The 17218-nt window shown below is 43.4% G+C and carries 21 protein-coding genes; all 21 read left to right on the top strand.

The genetic code is table 11. From position 1 onward, the window contains the following. Window positions 1-207: 207 nt before the first annotated feature. On the top strand, window positions 208-603 hold the full coding sequence (locus AC0LWM_RS00900) for a sensory rhodopsin transducer (RefSeq protein ID WP_474673015.1): 396 nt from the start codon (window positions 208-210) through the stop codon (window positions 601-603). An 88-nt stretch (window positions 604-691) separates the two neighbouring features. After that, window positions 692-1912 carry an L-rhamnose isomerase gene (gene rhaI, locus AC0LWM_RS00895; RefSeq protein ID WP_474673014.1) on the top strand — a complete coding sequence of 407 codons (1221 nt, stop codon included), beginning with the start codon at window positions 692-694 and terminating at the stop codon, window positions 1910-1912. Next, window positions 1909-3543, top strand: coding sequence for a rhamnulokinase (locus tag AC0LWM_RS00890; protein ID WP_474673013.1), 1635 nt, complete (start codon window positions 1909-1911; stop codon window positions 3541-3543). Before rhaI ends, AC0LWM_RS00890 begins: the two co-directional genes overlap by 4 nt. A gap of 113 nt (window positions 3544-3656) precedes the next feature. Then, window positions 3657-4415: a DeoR/GlpR family DNA-binding transcription regulator gene (locus AC0LWM_RS00885; RefSeq protein ID WP_474673012.1), complete on the top strand. Its 759-nt coding sequence runs from the start codon at window positions 3657-3659 to the stop codon at window positions 4413-4415. A 140-nt stretch (window positions 4416-4555) separates the two neighbouring features. After that, on the top strand, window positions 4556-4873 hold the full coding sequence (locus AC0LWM_RS00880) for a hypothetical protein (protein ID WP_474673011.1): 318 nt from the start codon (window positions 4556-4558) through the stop codon (window positions 4871-4873). 21 nt (window positions 4874-4894) lie between these two features. Next, a complete protein-coding gene (xerA, locus tag AC0LWM_RS00875; RefSeq protein WP_474673522.1) occupies window positions 4895-5716 on the top strand; it encodes a site-specific tyrosine recombinase/integron integrase in 822 nt (273 codons plus the stop codon). Window positions 5717-5809: 93 nt separating this feature from the next. Further along, complete coding sequence (locus AC0LWM_RS00870) at window positions 5810-6340, top strand: coagulation factor 5/8 type-like protein (RefSeq protein ID WP_474673010.1); 531 nt, start codon at window positions 5810-5812, stop codon at window positions 6338-6340. 258 nt (window positions 6341-6598) lie between these two features. Next, window positions 6599-7042, top strand: a complete 444-nt coding sequence (locus tag AC0LWM_RS00865) for a GNAT family N-acetyltransferase (RefSeq protein WP_474673009.1) — start codon at window positions 6599-6601, stop codon at window positions 7040-7042. Between the two features lie 246 nt (window positions 7043-7288). Next, window positions 7289-7978: a metallophosphatase gene (locus AC0LWM_RS00860; protein WP_474673008.1), complete on the top strand. Its 690-nt coding sequence runs from the start codon at window positions 7289-7291 to the stop codon at window positions 7976-7978. Between the two features lie 968 nt (window positions 7979-8946). Beyond that, complete coding sequence (locus tag AC0LWM_RS00855; protein ID WP_474673007.1) at window positions 8947-9297, top strand: DUF7674 family protein; 351 nt, start codon at window positions 8947-8949, stop codon at window positions 9295-9297. 238 nt (window positions 9298-9535) lie between these two features. Next, on the top strand, window positions 9536-10240 hold the full coding sequence (locus tag AC0LWM_RS00850; RefSeq protein ID WP_474673006.1) for an HAD family hydrolase: 705 nt from the start codon (window positions 9536-9538) through the stop codon (window positions 10238-10240). Window positions 10241-10484: 244 nt separating this feature from the next. Then, window positions 10485-10943 carry a hypothetical protein gene (locus AC0LWM_RS00845; protein ID WP_474673005.1) on the top strand — a complete coding sequence of 153 codons (459 nt, stop codon included), beginning with the start codon at window positions 10485-10487 and terminating at the stop codon, window positions 10941-10943. A 256-nt stretch (window positions 10944-11199) separates the two neighbouring features. Beyond that, window positions 11200-11730, top strand: coding sequence for a hypothetical protein (locus tag AC0LWM_RS00840; RefSeq protein WP_474673004.1), 531 nt, complete (start codon window positions 11200-11202; stop codon window positions 11728-11730). A 255-nt stretch (window positions 11731-11985) separates the two neighbouring features. Further along, window positions 11986-12288: a hypothetical protein gene (locus AC0LWM_RS00835; RefSeq protein WP_474673003.1), complete on the top strand. Its 303-nt coding sequence runs from the start codon at window positions 11986-11988 to the stop codon at window positions 12286-12288. A gap of 256 nt (window positions 12289-12544) precedes the next feature. Next, complete coding sequence (locus AC0LWM_RS00830; protein ID WP_474673002.1) at window positions 12545-12973, top strand: hypothetical protein; 429 nt, start codon at window positions 12545-12547, stop codon at window positions 12971-12973. A gap of 207 nt (window positions 12974-13180) precedes the next feature. Further along, complete coding sequence (locus AC0LWM_RS00825; RefSeq protein WP_474673001.1) at window positions 13181-13438, top strand: hypothetical protein; 258 nt, start codon at window positions 13181-13183, stop codon at window positions 13436-13438. Then, window positions 13438-13815 carry a type II toxin-antitoxin system death-on-curing family toxin gene (locus AC0LWM_RS00820; RefSeq protein WP_474673000.1) on the top strand — a complete coding sequence of 126 codons (378 nt, stop codon included), beginning with the start codon at window positions 13438-13440 and terminating at the stop codon, window positions 13813-13815. The genes AC0LWM_RS00825 and AC0LWM_RS00820 overlap by 1 nt, the downstream gene beginning before the upstream one ends. A gap of 261 nt (window positions 13816-14076) precedes the next feature. Further along, a complete protein-coding gene (locus AC0LWM_RS00815) occupies window positions 14077-14586 on the top strand; it encodes a hypothetical protein (RefSeq protein WP_474672999.1) in 510 nt (169 codons plus the stop codon). A 260-nt stretch (window positions 14587-14846) separates the two neighbouring features. After that, entirely contained in the window at window positions 14847-15503 is a 657-nt protein-coding gene (locus AC0LWM_RS00810; RefSeq protein ID WP_474672998.1) for a hypothetical protein, read from the top strand. Between the two features lie 155 nt (window positions 15504-15658). Continuing rightward, entirely contained in the window at window positions 15659-15808 is a 150-nt protein-coding gene (locus AC0LWM_RS00805; protein WP_474672997.1) for a hypothetical protein, read from the top strand. 243 nt (window positions 15809-16051) lie between these two features. Continuing rightward, entirely contained in the window at window positions 16052-16525 is a 474-nt protein-coding gene (locus AC0LWM_RS00800) for an NUDIX domain-containing protein (RefSeq protein WP_474672996.1), read from the top strand. Window positions 16526-17218 lie beyond the last annotated feature (693 nt).

The following is a 17218-nucleotide window of genomic DNA, read 5'->3' as shown; positions in this document are numbered from 1 at the left end:
TACAAGATAGGATAGGGGTTTGTGATTGCGAAAGTATAATAGCAGGCTTCTGATACTTAGGCAGATGTTATGTTATGCGAAGAGTGAAGTTGCACAAAAAGGCAAGTAGGTGAAGAAGAGTAAAGGAATATTTTTAAATTGGCATAAAGTTTGAAGGATGCACTTTCGGGCGCGAGAACGCGCGGGGAGCGGGTGGAGACATTGGGGATGGAGCATGGCTTGGAGAATGCCGGCCGGTTGAAGGGTTCTACGTTGTGGATGATCCCGGACGGATACATTCCTCCGGTAAGCTCGGGCGAGCTGGAAAGCCACGAATCGATCTGCGTATTGAATTGCAATGCAACGGCGGCGCAATTGTCTTTGACGATCTATTACGAAGACCGGCCGCCTTTGGAGAATATCGCGGTAATCGTCGAGGGAAAACGGACCAAGCATATTCGAACCAGCACGCTGAGCAAAGATGGCAGGCGCATTCCGGCAGGCGTCCCGTATGCGATCGAGGTCGAAAGCGACCTGCCGATCATCGTGCAATACAGCCGTCTCGATTCGACGCAGCCGGCTAATGCGCTCATGAGCACGATGGGTTATCCGATTTCGGGGTAAGGGATATCGGGCTCCGGAATAGAGTACGTTGATATAGCGATGCATGGAAAATAGCAATAATCTCGTTTATTTTGTGGGAGGGAAGCCAATGAGCGACAAGGCGTACGCACTTTTCGAGGAGCAACAAAGAGATCGGGGCATTAATCTGGAGTTTGTCAAAAGCAAGCTGAAAGCGCTGAAGGTCGAAACGCCTTCATGGGGATACGGGGATTCCGGCACGCGCTTCAAAGTATTTCAGAAGGAAGGCGTTCCGCGCAATCCGTTCGAAAAATTCGATGACGCGGCACAGGTGCATGCGCTGACCGGTATTTGTCCTTCCGTCGCGATCCACATTCCTTGGGACAAGGTCGACGATTATGATGCGTTGAAACGGCATGCCGAAGCGCTTGGCGTATCGATCGGCGCGATTAATCCGAACCTGTTCCAGGAGGACGACTACATGTTCGGCAGCGTGACGAACGCCGATGCGCGGATACGCCGCAAAGCGACCGAGCATTTGCTCGAGTGCGTCGACATTGCCCGAACGGTCGGCTCTAATGCGATTAGTCTTTGGTTCGCCGACGGGACGAATTATCCGGGCCAAGCGGATATCCGCAAGCGCAAGCATTGGATGCACGAGTCGCTAGCCGAGGTTTACGCGGCTATGTCGCCGGAGATGCGGATGCTGATCGAATATAAGTTTTTCGAGCCGGCATTTTATCATACCGATCTTGCCGATTGGGGCATGGCGTTCACGATGGCGAACAAGCTCGGGCCGCAAGCCGAGGTGCTGGTCGATACCGGCCATCATGCGCCGGGTACGAACGTGGAGCATATCGTCGCTTATTTGCTGGATGAGCAGAAGCTCGGCGGATTCCATTTCAACAGCCGTAAGTATGCCGACGACGATTTGATCGTGGGCGCGATCAATCCATACGAGCTGTTTCTGATCTTCTATCAAATTCTCGATGCGGCGGCGGATGCGGATGCCGGGGTCCGGAGATCGGCGGAGCAAATTGCGTACATGATCGATCAAAGCCATAATATCGAGCCGAAAATTCCGGCGATGATCCGCTCGGTCCTGAACGTGCAAACACAATATGCCAAGGCGCTGCTCATCAACCTGGATGAAGTCCGCCAGGCGCAAGAGAAGCAGGATGTCATGGCTGCGGAGCAAGCGGTGCGCGAGGCGTTCGAATGTGATGTAGCGCCGCTGCTGCGGGTCGTACGCGAAGAGATGGGCGTGCCGGTCGATCCGATGCGCGCGTTTCTCGCCAGCGGTCATACGGAAGCGATTCGTTCGCGAGGCAAAGGCGGGGCGAGCTGGTGACGGCGGCGTTAGCTTTTGATCTGGGAGCGGGCAGCGGGCGGGCCATCGTTGGCCGGCTGGAGAACGGCCGGCTTACGATCAAGGAGATTCATCGGTTCGCGAACGATCCGGTGCAGGTTGGCGACCGGCTGCATTGGGATATTTTGCGATTGTTTTACGAGATTAAGCAAGGTTTGCTGAAGGCGAAGCAGGAAGGGCTTCGAACGAGTGCGGCTGATGCTGGCGGGCCGCTGCCCGATGCGGTCGTGGGAGTGGAAGCGGAGCCAGGGTCGTTGTCCTGTACGATCGTGGGAGCGGAGTCAGGGGCACTGTCCGGTACGATCGTGGGAGCGGATTCGGGGACTCTGTCCGGTGCGATCAGGAGTATCGGCATTGACTCGTGGGCTGTCGATTTCGGATTGTTTGGGGAAAATGGGGAGCTGCTCGGAAATCCATATCATTATCGCGACGGCCATACGGCCGGCATGATGGAGCGGGTTTTCGAGAAGATTCCGAGGGAGGAGCTGTTTGCCCGTACGGGACTTCAGTTTCTGCCCTTCAATACGATCTATCAGCTGTTCGCGTTGCTAGAGGCAGGGTCGCCGATCTTGAAATCGGCGAAATCGCTGCTGATGATTCCGGACCTGCTGCGGTATTTCCTGTCCGGCGAAATGCATAGCGAGTTCACGAACGCGACGACAACGCAGCTGTATCATGCCTCGGCTCGGAGATGGGACGATAGCTTGATCGAACGTTTGGGGCTGCCGCGTGGATTGTTCGTGAATGCGGTCGATCCGGGCACGCAAGTAGGAACGATCCGTCCGACGTTGTGCGAGGAGCTCGGCATTGCGCCGATTCCGATCATTGCGGTGGCGGAGCACGATACCGGTTCGGCCGTTGCGGCTGTGCCCGCGGAAGGGGAGTCATTCGCCTACTTGAGCTGCGGCACCTGGTCACTGATGGGCACGGAAGTGAAGCAACCCGTACTAAGCGAGCAAGCGTTGGCGTGGAACTTCACCAACGAAGGCGGCGTCGGCGGAACGTATCGGCTGCTCAAAAACATTATGGGCCTATGGCTGCTGCAGGAATGCAAACGTGCTTGGGAGAAGGAGGGCGCGGAAGCTTCGTATGAGGAGCTTCTATCCGCGGCCGAACGGTCAGAGCCGTTCCGGTCGTTCATCGACCCCGACGATTTGCAGTTTCTTGCGCCAGCCCATATGCCGCGCCAGATTCGGCAGTACTGCCGGGATACGAATCAGCCGGAACCGGAAACGATCGGTAGTATCGTCCGCTGTGTTATGGAAAGTCTCGCGTTGAAATACCGCTTTATTCTTGAACGAACAGAGGAGCTAGCAGGATGCCGGTATAGCGGCCTTCATATGGTTGGCGGAGGCATCAACAACGAGCTGCTGTGTCAGTTTACCGCAAATGCGTTGTCTCGCCCCGTTTGGGCGGGGCCGACAGAAGCGAGCGCGATCGGAAATCTGATCGTGCAGTTTATGGCCCTCGGCCAAATCCCGGATCTTGCCGAAGCACGGCGCGTCGTGCGGAACTCATTTCCGCTGCGAACCTATGAACCTGCCATGCAACCAGCTTGGGAAAATGCATATGAGCGATTCCAGCAAGTGCTCAGTACAGGCGAAACCGTTTGAACGTGAGGCGGAGTTTGCAATATTTTTGCAGATTCGATAAAGTGAATGTAATAGGTTGTAGATTTGCTGATTGGAATCGATATGCTTAATTTGTACGTAAGTGAGGTCGTGTCATGCTTGTCGCGGAAAGATACGAAAAAATCGTAAAGCTGGTCAACGAACGAGGAAGCATCCGAGTGACGGAATTGAGTACGTTGTGCGATGTGACGGAGGAGACGATCCGCCGGGATCTCGATAAGCTCGAAAGCGAGGGCAAGCTGCGCCGCAGTCATGGCGGGGCGGTCAGCTTGAAGGAGACGCGGTCGGAAACGCCGTATTTTGAAAGAGAAACGATGCATGTTGAAGAAAAACGGTCGATCGCTGAACAAGCGGTGAAGCTGATCGAACCGGGAGATCGGATTATTCTGGATGCCAGCTCGACCGCCTGGTTCATGGCGTCGCTTGTACCCGACATTCGTCTGACGGTGCTGACCAATTCGATCAAAGTGGCGATGGAACTCAGCGCCAAAGATAAAATCGACGTGATCTCGACAGGAGGATTGTTGACTTCGCGCTCGCTATCTTACGTCGGACCGCTAGCCGAACGTTCGCTTGCCCAGTATCACGTCGACAAAGCGTTTATTTCGTGCAAAGGCGTACATCTGGATCGAGGAATCAGCGAAACGAACGAGCTCCAGGCCGAAGTGAAGCAAAGAATGATTGCTGCGGCGGACCGCGTAATTTTGCTGGCTGATTATAGCAAGTTCGGGCTTCAAGCCTTCTCGAATGTCGCCGAATTGAGCCGGGTGCATACCGTCGTGACGGATGCGAAAACAAAGCCGGAAGATGTTCGCCGACTGGCAGAGCTGGGGATTGAGGTTATTCAAGTTTAGTATGGGGCGGTAGAAATTTTCTATAGCGATCCGAAAGCATCGGAAGGTTTGTCGTTCTCGTGGAGAACGATGGGCCTTCTTTTTTTATTTCCATCATTATGAAATGAAACTATAATAGAGAAGGGTGGTTCTGGAAGGATATGAAAATAACGATATCCCGGCGAAATGATCAAGAGATCATCGTCCGATTCAAGTATGATCGAAACGCGGTCGAGGCCATTCGCGCAATTCCCGGCAGAAAATGGAACGAGGCGGAGAGATTTTGGACAGTTCCGTATTCCTCTGCAGCTTTACAATTGTTGTACAGTACGTTTGGCGTCGATTCCATCATTGCGGAGGAAGGCTTGTTGGAGGAAAGCTCGGTTTTGCAAAAATGGGGCAGCGATCCGGTGGCTTCATGGGAGAAAGATTCTTCTCGGCACGAGCCTCATGAAAGAAATTTTGTGGAATTGCAATAGACAAAAGAATCGCAGCGGAAGCTGATCGATGCGTTAAAGTTGCGAGGTTACAGCGTAAAAACCATAAAGGCATATGAGGGGCAAGTTGCTCGTTTTTTTCAATTTGCGGGAGAGGCGAAGGTCGCTTGGAATTCTTATGTTGTCCAAAAGTATGTGTTGTACTTATTGAATCAGTCAAGGGCAACGTCTTATGTGAATCAGGCAATCAGTGCAGTCAAATTTTATTTGCATCATATTGCCGGTTGGAAAGAAACGGATGTCGAATACGTTCGTCCCAAAAAAGACAAGCAGCTGCCGCGCGTGTTATCCCCCGATGAAGTGAAGCGACTGCTCGGAGCCGTCTCGTTTTTGAAACATAAAGCGATCATGTACTTAACCTACTCTTCCGGATTAAGGGTGGGCGAGGTTGTGCGATTACGAGTACAAGACGTGGACCCCGAGCGTAAAACGCTCCTTATTCGTCAGGGCAAAGGTAAGAAGGATAGAATTACGATTTTGTCAGATGCAGCTCTAGAACTGCTGAATCGCTATATTGCCTCGGAGAAGCCCGACGAATGGCTGTTTCCTGGCCAGAATCGAGTCGGGCATTTAACGGAACGAACCGTGCAAAAAGCATTCGAGCAATCGCTGATTGCCGCCGGGATTTCTAAACGCGCAAGTGTCCATGTGCTTCGGCATTCGTTCGCCACACATTTGCTAGAAGGCGGCACTGACTTGCGGTATATCCAGGAACTTCTTGGCCACCAAAGCTCCCGTACGACAGAAATTTACACGCACGTCAGTGTGAAGGATATACGCCGCATCCAGAGTCCGTTGGACCGCCTAACGAATTCGATGGAGTGAAGGGCTTGGTAGGAGGCAGTTCGCGAATCCCCGGCATGAAGTGCATTAGACGAAGAAACTCGTAGATTCCGCCGGAAATGTAGGATTAGCGAAGTGCGTAGAAAAGATGTTATATGCAATAGTTGCAAAATATTTGTAGGGAGTATCCCAGGTGATGAGATGAGTTTAACCCATGAGTTTTTTCTGATTCCAAATGAGATTACAATGGCTAATTGTGTCCAATGGTATGTTGAAAATAGAGATAGCTGGATTGACAAGGTAGAGGTATCAGATGATCTAGTTAACTATATTCTGGATTCGTTAAGCTGGATTAGTACCTATAACCCAAGCACAAATGAAGAATCTTACGGATTAAATTACTATGGAGCTACATTATTTACCGGTACGAGGATAAATAAATTAATTTCTACCCTGACTCCGTGGATAAAGCTGTTCGAAGAAGCCCCCGAATCATTTTCTATAAGAGGAGATACAGTTTGGAAAGAAGACGGGGAAGAAGGTTATTGGGAAGTGTCTCGAATAAGAGTCATGAAAGAAGATTGGCTTACTCAATTAAATGCATTGCTCAACTTGTTGTATAAAGGAATTTCTAATAATAGCTACATAATGCATTACGGTATTTGAGAAATAAGAACATTATTGTAAGTAATTCAAGATGGCAACTACTGCATATAACACCGCATTCACGCTTCGGCCCGGCATTCGCCGGGACCTCGGTCCGCAAGAGGAATTTCGGGGAAGTTGGAGCAGCGGACAACCACTGCGAGGCTAAGTCTTCGACCCGTTCGCTACGCTCACTTAAGCCTCTCGGGTTCGTGAATGCAAGAACGTTATACGAAAATTCGTTAAATCATAAATAATTTGTAAAGGTAGATGCTTGCTATGATCGCAATTAAAACTCTTGAAATTGCGGAAATTGAACTTATAAGATTCCTATGGGAAGGCTTAAGTGATTATCATGCTTCTCTATCCAAAGAAGAGGCAACATACACATTCGATAGAAGAGCAAATCAATTAAAAGATAAGGCAGCAAACGGAAAGATCAATATTTTAATAGCCGTAGATGAGAAGATAAATAAATATATTGGTTATTGTATATCTTCAACATCGGCGAATAATGAAGGGGAATTAGATTCCTTATATATACTAGACGATTACAGAGCTCAAGGTATAGGGGATTTGTTAATGACGCAATCGATGGAATGGTTTGAATTAAACAATGTAAAGAACGTAAGTATAAGAGTCCAATATGAGAATGAATCAGTAATACATTTTTATAAGAAATATGGATTCAAGCCTAAGACATATATCTTAAGGAATAATTAACATTTAGTGATTTCATAGAAGAACGAATCTTCGTATAACACCGTATTCACGCTGCGGCTCCTGACGGAGCCTTGGTCTGCCAGAGGCGATTCGGGGAAGCGGACTCAGGCAGACAACCCTGCGAACCTAACCGCAGTCGCGGCCGGCAGCTGAAGCTGCCTTAAGGTTCTCGGGTTCGTGAATACAACAACGTTAGACGAAAGTTCAATAGATCAATAAATACTGTATTCTGAGGAAGTGAAGGGAATGTACGTAACCGGGGATCTGCATGGTTACACGGATATAAGTAAATTGAATTCAAAGCGATTTCCAAACAATAGGGCTTTAACAAAAGATGACTATGTTATCGTCACTGGTGATTTTGGACTTGTTTGGGACAATAAGAATGATGAATTGTATTGGAGAAAGTGGTTATCTCGAAAGAACTTTACTACATTATTTATTGATGGAAACCACGAGAATTTCAATTTACTCAATTCCTACTCTGTAGAGTATTGGAAGGGAGGAAGGATCCACAGAATTAACGATAGCATTATTCACTTAATGAGAGGTCAAGTATTTACTATTAAGGGCTATAAGTTATTTACTTTTGGTGGAGCTCAATCCCATGACAAAGAGTATAGGAAAGAGAATATTAATTGGTGGCCAGGGGAATTACCGACTGCAGCAGAGTATTTGGAAGGTCTAGAGAATTTAGAAAAACACAATTGGAAAGTAGACTTCGTAATAACACATACTTGTCCTTCATCAACATTGAAAGTACTGAACAAATCACACAATTCAGGAATTGAAGAGGATGAATTAAGTCATTATCTAGAACATATTCAAGAACGACTAATTTATAATAAATGGTATTTCGGTCACTTTCATAAAGATATAGAATTACCGAATGATCAAAGAGTTATTTATAACACAATTGAACTTCTAACAAAGTAAATTCGAGGAAGATTGAACCTTCGTCTAACACCGTATCTACGCTGCGTCGCTGACGCTCCTGGGTCTGCCCGAGGCATTTTCGGAGAAGTGGAGTCAGGCAGACAACCCTGCACTGCCTAACCGCGTCGCGGCCGGGACTGATGTCCCTTAAGGCAGTGAGGGTTCGTAGATACAAGAACGTTATCCGAAACATCCAAGATCGATAAAGCAGAGGAAAGTGCATTTGAAGTAGATTGTACTATTTTTTATCAGTAGTGGTTGCAGGGCAAGCAATTAATGAAAGAAAGCATCTCTGAGAAGTTAGCGTGACAACATTCAGCAGATGGGTTGATGAAAGCGTCTCGGGGAAGTTAGCGTGGCAACATTCAGCAGATCGGTTGATGAAAGCATCTCAGAGAAGTTAGCCTGGCATTCAGCAGATGGATTGATGAAAGCGTCTCGGGGAAGTTAGCGTGGCAACATTCAGCAGATCGGTTGATGAAAGCATCTCAGAGAAGTTAGCGTGGCAACATTCAGCAGATCGGTTTATTGAAAGCGTCTCGGAGAAGTTGGCGTGGCAACATTCAGCAGATGGGTTGATGAAAGCGTCTCGGAGAAGTTAGCCTGGCAACATTCAGCAGGCCGGTAGATGGAAGCGTGTGGCAACATTTAGCAAGCCATTGAGTAAGAACAGGGGAAGATATTTATAAAGAACAGTTTCAGTATTTCGAAGAAGTCGGATGCATCGGATAACACCGTATCTACGCTGCGTCGCTGACGCTCCTTGGTCTGCCCGAGGAATTTCGAAGAGGTGGGATCAGGCAGACAACCCTGCACCACCTAACCGCGTCGCGGCCGGGACTGTCGTCCCTTAAGGTGGTGAGGGTTCGTAGATACAAGAACGTTAGAGGAAATCGGTGGAAAAGCAATAAAACCATTAAAGAGTAAGATATTAGTATTTTAAGAAGGTGGGTTAGGCTTGAAATATAATGAACTTTCAAAAATATTTATTGATGAATTTCCCAAATTCAGGTTTAACCTTATTGAACATGAAGCATTTTATGAAGAAAGTTCTTAACCATGTGTTTTTTGGTGATTTAAATGATTATTTGATCGAATTACTAAGAAAAGATATAGAAACCGAGTTACTAATACGATTATTTGAATTTTATGAGAGGATGGAATTAACGGGAGATACTTTAGTTAAAGAAGTTTTGTCTTGCAATATTCTAGAGAGGCTTGGGGACGAAAAGGAAATACTACAAATTGCTTATAGATACATGGGTAAGGAAACAAGAAAAGCGTCGGATAATATTGAAAGAGCATGGGGAAGATTATGAAAAATTTCTAAGTATATCTCCGAAGTCACCGACATCCTCTAACACCGTATTCACGCATCGGGGCATCCGCCCCTCGGTCCGGCAGAGGGAATTCGGGGAAGTGGATGCAGCCGGACAACCCTGCACTGGCTAAGTCTGACGACCCGGGCTGGCGCCCTTAAGCCAGTGAGGGTTCGTGAATACAAAGACGTTAGATGAAATAATATGTAGTTCAAACCAATCTGAAGGGACATTTAACATGAATTTCAAACTGATCTTATTTGATCTTGACGATACTCTTTTATATTTTGATGATTATTGGGAACAAGGAATAAAAGAAACATTTAGGAATTACCCCATGACAAGTAATCTCAATATTGACGATTTATTTAATATTTACAAGGTCAAAGAAGAATACTTAGTGCAGAAATATCATGACCAGGAAATTACATTAGAAGAATACAGAAGATTTCAAATTATCGAGACATTATCTGAATTTAATCTTCAAGCAGATGATTTCGAGATTGATCAATTTCAAAATCAATATCAACAAATCAGCAAATTATTAATGAAGCCTGATTTACATATAACCCAGATGCTTGAATCGATATCTACGAAATACTTAATGGGAATTGTGACTAACGGAACAGCTTCATTGCAATATGATAAGATTCAGGCACTTGGATATGATCGCTTTTTCTCAAACGAATCCATGTTTATTTCTGAACTGATCGGTGTTGAAAAGCCAAATCCAATCATATATCAAAAACCACTCAAGAAATTTAATGTTAGACCTGAAGACACATTATTTGTAGGTGATAATTGGAAGAATGACGTTATAGGGCCAACTGAAATGGGTATGAAAGCAATTTGGGTAAACTTTAAGAATAAACCTGTACCTGATAACAATATTTCTTATGGAATAGTTAATAAATTAATTGACATAAAGGATTTTTTGAGATAGTTCGAAGAGGGCATATTACTTCATCTAACACCATATTCACGCATCGGGCCATTCGGCCCTCGCGAGGAGAAATTGGCAGGGAAGTTGAGTCAGGCGGACACATCTGCGAGGCTAACTGCTCTCCGCGCAGCCGGTTCGATCGGATGGCTTCGCCAATCCTGATCTCACCTTAAGCCTCTCGACGTCGTGAATACACGAACGTTAGATGAAAGCTGGGCAAAGCATAATGCAAAGGAGTATAAAATTGAATAAATCTAATAATATAATTTCTATATTAGTAGTTGTCATTATTATTCTAGTTGTTTTTCTAATACATTCTATGAATTTACAACAGAACAGTAAAGAGAATTTAAAATATAAACAAAACATGATTGATATGGAATTTAAATATCAGTTAGGTGAATCAGCTACATGTTTTGGCATGGATTTTTCCGATGGAAACAACAGTAATTATGATAGATGTGTAGGGTCTGTAGCTGCAGCCTCAAGTGTATCTAAACCATCGTCTTATGAAGCCGCCAACGATTGGATAGATGTAGGACTAGATGGTTTATACAAAGCAATGATAAATGGAGATAAAAAAGAAATGGTAATAAATAAGGCTGAAGAGTTAAGAAATATCTTCATTAAATTAAATTTAGATCCAACGGATACAAAAATCACAGATGAATTAAACAATCTTGTTTCAAGTCTTTATAAATAAGGATTTTGGTTTACTCAAAGAAGGCCCAGCCATCATCTAACACCATATTCACGCTTCGGGGCATTCGCCCCTCGGTCCGGCCGAAGTCCGATGAGGAATCGAGAGGCATTTCAGTAGCAGGGAAGTAGAATCAGCCAGACACATCCCCACCACCTAACCGCATCGCGGCTGGCGACTTCGTCGCCTTAAGGTGGTGGGACGTCGTGAATACATGAACGTTAGATGAAATTACCGAAAAATTTAAAGGGGCAAAAAGATGGGAAATACAATTTCAATGCCTAATGGACAAAAACATTTGGTCGAATCGATTTCTATGTCCAATGGACTGACATCAGTATTCCTTGATTTACTCGTAATAAGCGGATCAATAATTGCTCAAACAAATCGTGAGCGGGAGCTGATAATCTGGCTGGCTCAACAAGATCAATCTATAGTTGGGATTGGAACGGTTGGCTTTGATATTGATGAAATGCCTTGGACTTTGGAGAACTTCGGGGCTGAAAGAGATTTTATGAATCGTACAATAACATCAGCTATAAATGGTTTAGGTTGGGAAAGATTGAATTATGAACCCCGAAGTGACTGGGTAATTGAACGACTTGAACAATTTCAAAAAATGATCAACACATTTGATAAACAATATATTAATGAAATTCATTATAGAGAATGGTCTAGGATTGATGGAGATGATGATAAACCTGCTGTACCAGTCGGATATCCTCAATGTAACATACACTATGTTTATTTGTCCTGTCATGGTTGTATCTTGTGTAATAACGGAAATTAAAAGTGATGGTGTTTTGAGTTAATCTACGATGTCGGTAACTTCATCTAACACCATATCTACGCTACGTCGCTAACGCTCCTTGGTCTGCCCGAAGCATTTCGGGGAAGTAGAATCAGGCAGACAACCCTGCACTGCCTAACCGCGCCGCGGCCGGTCGCTGACGCTCCCTTAAGGCAGTGAGGGTTCGTAGATACAAGAACGTTATGTGAAATGGGCGTTAAGATTAAGGATTATTTCGAAAGAAGGTAACTATAAATGCCTAAATTAATTTGTGAATGCGGATACATTCATAATTTAAGTGATATACCCGATGATGGTTTTTTAGTTATTAAAGATAAGGAATATGAACAATTACTTGATTTAGAAAACAAGAGAAATAGTATTAGCAATCCGATACAAGGATCTTCAGAATGGGATCGATTAATTAGTGCTGATGCCGAAGTTATTAGGATTGCAGAAAGGCTATATGAATGTCCTGATTGTAGAAGAATTATTTGGATAAAGAACGATGGAACAACTAGAATTTATAATTTATCAGAGGAATTTATAAGATATTAGAAACATCTAATGAACTAAATACATAAAAGAATTTCGCAAGTATTTCAAAGAAGACGCCCACATCACATAACACCGTATCTACGCTACGTCACTTCACTTACGCTCCTTGTCTGCCCGAGGAGTTTCGAGGAAGAAGTATCAGGCAGACAACCCTGCACGGCCTAACCGCGTCGCGGCCGGGACTGACGTCCCTTAAGGCAGTGAGGGTTCGTAGATACAAGAACGTTAGATGAAATACCTTGAAGGGATGAAAACCATGAATGAATTAAATTACTCAAGAGAATTGAGTAAAGATGAAATTGATACCGTGTTTGATAAACTCGCAGAAACATGGGATATTTCAAATCATTATTGGTTTCCTTTGCATGATACAAACGCTAAGCCTGTAATTGCTTTTGACTCGGATGCGTTTGAGAACAATTTTGGATTCGTCAAATTAAGAGAGATTCTGAAAGATGTAAATGAAATAATAGAGATTAGAGAGTCTAAATATAACGGATATATTGTTAAATTGGATTCATTTGAACCTTCTTACGAAGGCATCGGAGAAGGTTTTTGGTTTGATATTACTATGGAATGGATTATATATTGCTCACATGAAGGGTCTACAACATTTGGTGGAGAATGGCTAATAAATAGAATTAAGAACGATTGGAAAGACTGGGGAAGACATATTTTTTTGTAGCTCAATGAAGCAAGCTACTTCATCTAACACCGTATCTACGCTGCGGGGCTAACGCCCCTTGGTCTGCCCGAGGATTTTCGAGGAAGTGGAGTCTCGCAGACAACCCTGCACTGCCTAACCGCGTCGCGGCCGGTCGCTGTCGCTCCCTTAAGTCAGTGAGGGTTCGTAGATACAAGAACGTTAGATGAAATAACGGCAAGGGGATAGTTGAAAGTAATTCAGGAAGCTATTGTTAAAAACCTCTCCATTTTGGTGTATACTTGGGATATAAGGACCTTGGGGGTGCGTGTAGTGAGCCTTGAAAAAAAATTATTGAATGACTTTTTATCATTGCCAGAAGATAAGAAGCTGGAAGTTATTGATTTTGTGGAATTTTTGAAATCCCGAAACCAGGATAAATTGGAAGCCATGATGGACGATATTATAACAGAAAATCGAAAAGCTCTTGAGGAGCTGTCCAAGTAATGAAAACAGTTGGAATTGAACAAATTGTCATATTTCATCAGAGGATTATACGTGCTACAGGCGGATCTGAAGGAGTCCGAGATATTGCTTTAATTGAAAGTGCTCTTAATAAAGCGTTAATGACGTTTGATGGGAACGACTTGTATGAAGGATTAATAAGGAAAATCTCGGTCATTACGTATGCATTGATTAAGAATCATGGATTTATTGACGGAAACAAGCGAATCGGCGTTGCAACGATGTTGCTTTTATTGAGATTAAATGGAGTTTCCATAAGGTATGGCCAAGAAGAGTTAGTCGAATTGGGATTACGAACGGCGGAAGGATTAATGACCGAAGAAGATATTGAAGGATGGATAAGCGGACATCAGGTTTAGAAAAACTTGATGTTTTATTTTTTTGTTGCAGGACTTTTCGAAGAAGGCCGTAACATCATCTAACACCGTATCTACGCTGCGTCGCTATCGCTCCTTGGTCTGCCCGAGGAGTTTCGAGGAAGCTGGATCAGGCAGACAACCCTGCACGGCCTAACCGCGTCGCGGCCGGGACTGACGTCCCTTAAGGCAGTGAGGGTTCGTAGATACAAGAACGTTAGGTGAAATCCTTGAAACACCAAATACATCAAGAAGAGGTAATTAATGAAAAGATCAGACAGAATCAAAATCGAAAGTAATATTTTTGAGAAAATTCTTCTAGTTATTTCGATGTTAATTATGATTCTCTTTTTGTTCCTTCAAGTTTTAAGAAAAGATGATTTTTCAGACTTTATTAAAGATCTTGTACAAGTTAACATTACTTCTTCACTATCAATAGCTGCACTTGTTGCTAGTATGGGAGCTTTTAGATGGGATCATTACCGTAAAGCATTAATAGAAGAAGGCAAAGAAGACAAATGGGAAAGAAAGGGCATAATGTTTGTTAAAGCAAAGCTGCCTTTATATCGAGTAATAAAGCTAAATAGCATATTTATAATAATGAATATAATTACATTGCAATCAGCTACAGATAAATTAAACAAAATAAATCTGTACTACTTTTCGATAGAATGGAAATGGATATCAATTGCTTTGATTTTAATATGTTTAATACTAGGTGTAACATTAATCTATATCTCAATGAGGTATATGAAGGAACTTATTTTTAAGTAAACTCGTAGATGCCAAGGACTTCACCTAACACCGTATCTACGCTGCGTCGCTGACGCTCCTTGGTCTGCCCGAGGATTTTCGGAGAAGATGAATCAGGCAGACAACCCTTGCACCACCTAAACGCGTCGCGGCCAGTCGCTAACGCTCCATTAAGGTGGTGAGGGTTCGTAGATACATGAACGTTAGGTGAAATTATTGAAAATTTTTTCTAGTAATTAAATCGAGAAAAATTTTAAAATACTAGGTTTGCTCTCAATTGGATGGTGATAATTATTGTTCTAAAGAGGGTTTTAATAATATTTTGGATATCAGTTGTTCTTTTTAACCTATCTGGCGTTTTATGGTTTATTTTTGGCGCAACAGCCAACTTTCAACGAGGTATAGATTTAATATCAACTGCAATTTTGTTAACTCATGTTATACCTTCAATCTTACTTATAATTGTATCTATTTATTGGTTAGCGAAGAGATATGCTGCTATAAACGAGATAAAAGTCTCAATTATCGTGATACTAAGTTTATTTATGATTGCATTAACACCGAATATGTTTAAATATGTAAATACAAGTGGTTGGTTAACTGAAAATATTACTGCGGATACTATTCAAATGACTGCTGATGGTAAATATGAATATCAAATAGAGCTAGTTAATTTATTTCAGAGAAATAGTACTGCTCGATTATATGTAAAAAATGTTGAAAGCTCAGAAATGAAGAGAATATCTCTAGAAATACCTGTAAGAGAAATCCATGGAATTGGTATATCAAAAATAAATCATTGGATCAATTTGCATCCAAAAAAAGTGGAGGATCAATATATATTAAAAACAACTAGGGATTTTCCATTAAGTAATTTAGTTTTTGAAGTTAATCTTAAAACTGATAAAGCAATACAAATACAAGGTAACAATGAATAAAGGAATGGCTTTGGAGTCAATAACTTCACCTAACACCATATTCACGCAACGGGCATTCGCCCTCGGTCGCCAGGAGGGATATTGGGGAAGTTGAATCAGGCGACAACCCGCACCAGCCAAGATAGGAGTTAGGGATGTTTGGTGGAGAATGGATCATGAGTAAAACATTCGAAAATGCAATAGCCATTCAAGTCCAAGGAACAGAGATTTATCCACCCGCCAAGACTTATAAAAGAATTGTAAATGGACAAGAAGATAACATAGTAGATTACTATAAAGTACTAAAACACGATTTTGCAAGTTAATTCAGGAAGTCGCCGGCAACATATAACACCATATCTACGCTGCGTCGCTAACGCTCCTTGGTCTGCCCGAGGAATTTCGAAGAAGTGGGATCAGGCAGACAATCCTGCACTGCCTAACCGCGTCGCGGCCGGACGCTGTCGCTCCCTTAAGGCAGTGAGGGTTCGTGAATACAACAACGTTATCTGAAATCAGCGCAAACGTAGAAACAAGTTTCGAAAGTAAATCGTATGGAGGAGAATAACATGCCGGTTGTACGAGTAATTGTAATGGATAAGCAGGAGCGTGTATTACTTATACAGACTCGACATACAAGATCAGAAGGGTTTTATTGGATTGTACCTGGTGGCATGATTGAAGAAGGTGAATTTAGTCGAGAAGCTGCGATACGGGAAGTGAAGGAAGAAACGGGATTAGAGATTACAATAAAGAAATTACTTTGGGTAGAAGATAGTAGAAATGACAACGGACAAGTCGGGTATATTCATTATTTTTTAGCAGATGAAACAGATCAAGAGCCGAATATTGGATATGATCCAGAGTTACCGAGAAGCGAACAAAAAATAATAGATGTCGTGTTTAAAGACCGAAAAGAGATAATGGCGATGGAGAAAGTCTATCCAGAGGTCATAAAACATGATTATTTTTGGAAGGTCATAAAAGAAGAATCACATGACCCATATGTGAACAGACCAAGTAAAGGATTCGGAATGGAATAAAGCTTTTAAAAGTAATGCAAGAAGGCGCTGACATCAGATAACACCGTATTCACGCTGCGGTCGGCTTACGCCGACCTTGGTCTGCCCGATGAGATTCGAGGAGGCTTAATCAGGGAGACAACCCTGCAAGGCTAAGTGGCAGAGCCACCCAGTCGCTACGCTTCTTTAAGCCTTTCGGGTTCGTAAATACAAGAGCGTTAGTGGAAATCCATGCAGTACGGTGAAGGGATGAATGATTTTATGTCAAAAGTGTTGTCGGCTTTCTTTGAATTATTGAGAACACTTATTTTACTTATGTTTATAATGCTCGTGTTTGGTGGAATTGAACGATATCTTTATTCATTGGTTTATGGAGTACCTATTTATAATTGGTTTATGGCTCTGGGTAATTTCGTTCTGTTTTTTATATTATATCGCAATTATTTTCAGTTTAAGGGATGGTATAAATCCAAAGAAAATAGAAAACTAAATAAACATACAACAAAAATTTTAATAATCATTGCCTCAGGACTTATATTAATACCAACATTACTAAATAATTAGATAGAAATAAGGATTGAAGTTAATTCATTGAGGGCATGGACATCGACTAGCACCATATTCACGCATCGGGCCATCCGGCCCTCGGTCCGGCAAAGGAATTTCGCGGAAGTGGGGCAGCCGGACAACCCTGCACTGGCTAAGTCCGTCGGA

The sequence above is a fragment of the Paenibacillus sp. sgz302148 genome, assembly GCF_056120465.1.
The sequence above is the reverse complement of the archived record's forward strand: the minus strand, read 5'-3'. Positions and strand labels throughout refer to the sequence as shown.